This is a genomic window from Candidatus Arsenophonus triatominarum (assembly GCF_001640365.1).
In the GTDB taxonomy this organism is placed as follows: Bacteria; Pseudomonadota; Gammaproteobacteria; order Enterobacterales; family Enterobacteriaceae; genus Arsenophonus; species Arsenophonus triatominarum.
The window spans coordinates 1-3,553 of record NZ_LWMI01000029.1; the positions used below are offsets into that span (position 1 = coordinate 1).

The 3,553-nt window shown below is 39.2% G+C and carries 5 protein-coding genes and 2 pseudogenes; 1 reads left to right on the forward strand and 6 read right to left on the reverse strand.

Annotated elements, in window-relative coordinates; all coding sequences use genetic code 11:
- The 5 genes and pseudogenes from AYJ55_RS31145 to AYJ55_RS19810 all read right to left on the reverse strand — a co-directional run.
- Positions 1 to 580, reverse strand: a pseudogene (locus AYJ55_RS31145) (hypothetical protein); the annotation flags it as partial.
- Positions 543 to 803: an antA/AntB antirepressor family protein gene (locus tag AYJ55_RS33780; RefSeq protein WP_281181202.1), complete on the reverse strand. Its 261-nt coding sequence runs from the start codon at positions 801 to 803 to the stop codon at positions 543 to 545. The pseudogene AYJ55_RS31145 and the gene AYJ55_RS33780, both read right to left, overlap by 38 nt.
- 65 nt (positions 804 to 868) lie before the next feature.
- On the reverse strand, positions 869 to 1,075 hold the full coding sequence (locus AYJ55_RS19800) for a hypothetical protein (RefSeq protein ID WP_063656507.1): 207 nt from the start codon (positions 1,073 to 1,075) through the stop codon (positions 869 to 871).
- 200 nt (positions 1,076 to 1,275) lie between these two features.
- Positions 1,276 to 1,655 (reverse strand): annotated as a pseudogene (locus AYJ55_RS27140) (ORF6N domain-containing protein); the annotation flags it as partial.
- 269 nt (positions 1,656 to 1,924) lie between these two features.
- Complete coding sequence (locus AYJ55_RS19810) at positions 1,925 to 2,446, reverse strand: KilA-N domain-containing protein (protein WP_063657695.1); 522 nt, start codon at positions 2,444 to 2,446, stop codon at positions 1,925 to 1,927.
- Positions 2,447 to 2,736: 290 nt separating this feature from the next.
- On the opposite strand from AYJ55_RS19810, the gene AYJ55_RS36425 reads away from it, so the two are divergent.
- Entirely contained in the window at positions 2,737 to 2,937 is a 201-nt protein-coding gene (locus tag AYJ55_RS36425) for a hypothetical protein (RefSeq protein ID WP_425393833.1), read from the forward strand.
- A 16-nt stretch (positions 2,938 to 2,953) separates the two neighbouring features.
- Here AYJ55_RS36425 and AYJ55_RS19820 read toward each other — a convergent pair whose 3' ends face one another.
- Positions 2,954 to 3,211 carry a hypothetical protein gene (locus AYJ55_RS19820; RefSeq protein WP_063656976.1) on the reverse strand — a complete coding sequence of 86 codons (258 nt, stop codon included), beginning with the start codon at positions 3,209 to 3,211 and terminating at the stop codon, positions 2,954 to 2,956.
- Positions 3,212 to 3,553 lie beyond the last annotated feature (342 nt).

Here is a 3,553-nt window from a genome sequence, read left to right on the forward strand (position 1 = left end):
TGTCGTGAGTGAATTCGCCGTTCCAGTCTTTCTTCATCGGTAGCTTACTTTTGAGGTATTGGTTATATAGCCATGAAGCCCCCTTTTTTAGCAGAACGATTTTATAACACTGGTGTTTCCCGTAATCGTTTGTCATGATGAAGGGTGATTCGGTTAGATAGGTATCTCTCGCATAAGAATGAACACGCCAGACATAAGCCTTGCTGATATCCTTTTCTGCATCGTAGAGAAAATGACGCGATTCCAGAAAAAGGTTGACCTGGTTAATATTTACGCCATTAAGCTGCTTGCAGAATTGAACAGGTGTCATACCAATCTGAAACAGGTTTTTTAGGCTATCGATTTCGGTTTCAAGCTGTTGAACCTGTACCCCTAACAGTTGAACTTTTTTATGCTGCTCAGCCCATGCAATTGCAGATTCAGCAGGGTCAAGGAAATTAGGTAAGCCTAAAGTTGTTGGGTTATTGGGTAATTGTGATTGTAAAATTCGTCTTTCGCATTCAATGAAGTACTGTCTGGCCTGTTTCCCTTTTTCGTTGCGTTCAACCATGGATAGTTCTTTCGCCATATCGAGGGCAATGTGGTATTCCTTTGCCGGACGGCCTCCGAAGGGGTTTTCCCCAGAATTTGGTGAAAACTATAAAGTCGATATTTTCAGCAAATCCATATTGCTTAATTCTGTCTTTTATCCATGTGGTAAAATCTTTACCGATTTCCAAAAACGCATGTAGATCACGTGCATTGACAGTTTGGATTAATGCCCCGTTGATGTTTTTTGTTTCGATGTTTATTAAATTTGACATAAAGGTATCTCTCAATAGTTAAATTGATGAATGATTACCCCTGTAAAAAGGGGCGTTAGGATTATTTAGTTACGTTGGAGGAAGCGATTGACGTTCGCCTGTTGCCATCTTTCAAGGGATTGAGTCATGACGCTATCGTGTGCGTGAGTGCTGGATTCTAACAGTTGCTGCATTTCACGAAGTACGGTCTCGACATCGTCTTTATGACGAAGTAAACGACGGATAACTTGTTTTTCAGCATCAAAAATAGCTGATTTGAGCGTGTTAGTCATGCCGTAAATCCGGCGGCATTCTTTGCAATTATTGCGATTTGATTAACCTCGAAGTGCTGAGGCGATGCGATTCCTGTCGCATGACGTAGCGCATACCAGATACCTTGTGTCCATGCTTTTTCAAACCTAAATCCATTAGCCATGCTCCAAACAAGATGAGCTAGATTACGAGTATCGTTATCATTTAAGAGTTCGGGGGCTTCGGGTCTTGGTTGCGGGTTATTAACTTTTGCTGAATTAAAGTAACAGTCTTCTAGTTGCTCGAATACATCCCATGCTTTATCGGTTTCAAGCATTTTAGCATGTCTTGCCGCCCACGTTCTGTCCAAAGGATGAGGCTACGGGTATTTTTAGCAACTAACCCTCTTAAAGAGGGTCTGTTCTTGAAATTTTTTAACTCGTAGTTTTCAAGTTTAAATAAATGTTTACCAACAATAAATCTATCAGCATTTCGAAGATAGTTATTTTGGATATGTTTGACCTCTGTTCTGTAAAGCTGAGCGAGTAGTTCGGTAGTGATTACAGGGAGGTCATTGTGAGTAATAACAGTAAGATTATCTGCAGTAATTTGATAGTTCATAATTTACATCCTGTTAGATTGTTCAAATAACCCATTGTTCGGATGGGCGGTCGGGTACTTGAACACCGCTAACAGACGGCCAGCAATTTTCCCTTCTAAAAGGTGTTGTATCTTTTGCTCGCTACCCGACCATAACAATCTATGGACGTAAAAAAACCGCATTACTTTCGGGAGCGGTATCCGCTGTTAGTGGTGTGTTCAGCACCTGATATAGAATATAGCGCATGATTTCTTCTTTCGTCAATGGGTATTAAAATGTCAATGTTTTACTATGCTGCTGTAATCCCGTTCACCATCACGCTTAGCAATCGTGGGAATTGGTTATCGTAGAATATTTCTATGCCTATGTACTGACCCAATTTATTTGTCGCGTTAATTATTTCAGAAGGCTTGAGCTTCAGCTCTGTTTTTGCAAAATCCAGTAATATAAGTCCCGCATTAATCTTATCGGTAAACTCTTGTTGATGAGTTATTACGTTATAATTACAAGCGGTTGTTGCTCTATTTTTTTCTATAATTGTTTCTTTTTTGAGCCACGTAGCGTAACGGATAGCTAATGTTTCTACAGCCCAAATTCCTGATTCAATACCACCATGCATTATTTGTACTGAATTTTTACCTAAGATTTTTATTACTTTAGAAATACCTTTACTTTTAATAAAAGCAGATGGCCGTTGCGACTCTGTAGCTTTACCTTGCGCAACTGCAGCACGATGTAAATCATTCAGACAATAACGCCCGAAAGCATCTTGACGGACAACGGTATTTTCAATAACAACTAATTTTGACATAAAAATATTTCTCCGTAATTAAACAAATAAAGGTATTAACGCGAAAAATTTTGCAGATTGCAGCCTAAACCCGTTATACTTACCAAAAGGAGGATTTCCTATGGGTCAGTTGCATTTGATACACTACAGCATCAGAAGAGCTTCAAACGGCTGGGCTTACTAGTCAGCAAGCTAAGGCTATTTCACTTGTTGTACGTAGATCTCATGAAGTTGCGGATGTAGCGACTAAAGCTGATATTGTTGAGGTAAATCGCAATATTGCTGATGTTCGTAAAGACTTATCGGCTGAGATGAATTTACGTTTTGAAAAAGTAGATGCTCAAATCTCTGATGTTCGTAAAGATATGGCGGTGCGTTTCGAGAAAACTGATGGTCAGATAGCGTTGATTCGTAAAGACGTTGAAACTATTGCTACTGGACTACTTTTAAAACTTGGTGGTGTAATCGTTGTGACTATTAGTGCTGCAACTGCAATACTCAAATTCTTCTAATTCCTCGGTTGCAGGTTCAAGTCCTGCACAGCCCGCCAATTTCACGATATATCTTCATCAGTCTTAAATTCTCTTTTTTAAGACGCTTATTTTCTTTTGTTAAGCACTGTATAATTTCTTTGAAAGTTTTTGTTTCCATGTCGTCGTCATTCCATATATCAATGCTGCTTAAGTATTTTGCATCGCTCAAATGACGACTACCATTAGTAATCCCAACCAGATTACCCATATTGGGATGCTTTGCTGTTACAATGCGTGGATTGTCCAATCTCATTATGTGTACTCCTTGTTAACATTTGCTGAAAAGTTAGGATGTGTGCCAAGTGCCTCTTGGTGTCCGATTACAGTCATCACGGTCGGGTAAACGCAATCAAACTATATTTAGCTATTTGAAAGATAATTTATAGAATGTTGACTGTCCCGCGAGCGCAGAGCCGCATTCACACATCCTGAAACTAATTTGATTGCCAGATATTTCTGGCGCGTCAGGCTCGCTCCCTCTGTGTAATCCAACAACACACAAAACAGGAATAATGATCACCTTAATAAGACATTGATTATATTATGAATTGTTTATTATGATTAATAAAAGAAAGGATTTGATTTTGTGAATTGA

Bases quoted from the DNA above. Each gene is read 5' to 3' on its own strand.
- AYJ55_RS33780 (WP_281181202.1), bottom strand. From the start codon at position 803: ATGTCAAATTTAATAAACATCGAAACAAAAAACATCAACGGGGCATTA.
- AYJ55_RS19800 (WP_063656507.1), bottom strand. From the start codon at position 1,075: ATGACTAACACGCTCAAATCAGCTATTTTTGATGCTGAAAAACAAGTT.
- AYJ55_RS19810 (WP_063657695.1), bottom strand. From the start codon at position 2,446: ATGTCAAAATTAGTTGTTATTGAAAATACCGTTGTCCGTCAAGATGCT.
- AYJ55_RS36425 (WP_425393833.1), top strand. From the start codon at position 2,737: ATGAATTTACGTTTTGAAAAAGTAGATGCTCAAATCTCTGATGTTCGT.
- AYJ55_RS19820 (WP_063656976.1), bottom strand. From the start codon at position 3,211: ATGAGATTGGACAATCCACGCATTGTAACAGCAAAGCATCCCAATATG.